The sequence below is a fragment of the Xanthomonas sp. SHU 166 genome (assembly GCF_000364685.1).
Classification (GTDB): domain Bacteria; phylum Pseudomonadota; class Gammaproteobacteria; order Xanthomonadales; family Xanthomonadaceae; genus Xanthomonas_A; species Xanthomonas_A sontii.
In genome coordinates this window covers 1-978 of the sequence record NZ_AQOJ01000529.1, presented here as the reverse complement: position 1 = coordinate 978, position 978 = coordinate 1, and the positions used below count along the sequence as shown (strand labels likewise).

General features: G+C 70.0%; 2 protein-coding genes. Both read left to right on the top strand.

Going from position 1 to position 978, the window contains the following annotated elements; genetic code table 11:
- Positions 1 to 448: tRNA (adenosine(37)-N6)-threonylcarbamoyltransferase complex ATPase subunit type 1 TsaE (tsaE, locus tag D180_RS13635; protein WP_017913230.1), on the top strand; the 448-nt coding region annotated here is incomplete at its 5' end.
- 80 nt (positions 449 to 528) lie between these two features.
- The coding region (locus tag D180_RS13630) for an AMIN domain-containing protein (protein ID WP_043090986.1) at positions 529 to 978 on the top strand (450 nt) is incomplete at its 3' end.

Below are 978 nucleotides of genomic sequence, written 5' to 3'. Positions count from 1 at the left end.
CACCGAACGGCTCGGTCGCGCGCTGGCCTCGACCCGCCCGGCGCAGGCCGCGGTGCATCTGCACGGGGACCTGGGCGCAGGTAAATCGACTCTGGCGCGGGCGCTGCTGCGCGCGCTCGGCGTGCAGGGCGCGATCCGCAGCCCCACCTATACCTTGGTGGAGCGCTACCCGCTGGCCGATGGCGAAGCCTGGCATCTGGATCTGTACCGCATCGGCGCGGCCGGCGAGCTGGATTTTCTGGGGTTGGACGAGGGCGGGGCCACGCTGTGGCTGGTGGAATGGCCCGAGCGCGGCGGCGACGTGCTGGCGCCCGCCGATCTGGACGTGCGCCTGGCCGTGCACGGCGACGGGCGCCGTGTCGCCCTGCAGGCACGTACCGAGGTGGGGACCGCCTGGCTGGCGCAGCTGGCCCAGCAGGCCGACTTGCAGGGACTTTTTGCCGGCTGACGCTAGAAAGTGAAGGCAGGTTATGGATTATTAAGGGAAAACCGCTTGCCTTTGACTCCCGGCGATGTTTGAATCGCGTTATGCGCCCGGGGACCCGTTTTTTCGCCAGTTTCGCCGCTGCCGCAGGCTGGTGCCTGGCGGCGCAGACGGCGTTTGCCGGGCAGGTGCAGTCGGTCTCGCTCGACAACGGCGCCACCGGCACCCGCGCCGAGATCCGTCTGCAGGGCAGTGGCGGCTTCAGCACGCTGTCGCTGGCCAATCCGAATCGTCTGGTCGTCGATCTTCCCGATTCCTCCGCCGCCAAGGGCCTGAAGTTGCCGGCCGGCGGCGGCGTGGTCAGCGCAGTGCGCACCGGCCATCCGGTGCCGGGCACCTTGCGCATCGTGTTCGACCTGAGCAGTTCGGTGGTGGCGTTCAAGCCGCAGATGCAGACCATCGGCGGCAGTTCGGTGCTGGTGATCGAGTGGCCGGGCGAGGCCCCGGCGGGCAAGGTGGTCGCCGCCGACGCGCCGGCAGCCGTGGCCCCGCTG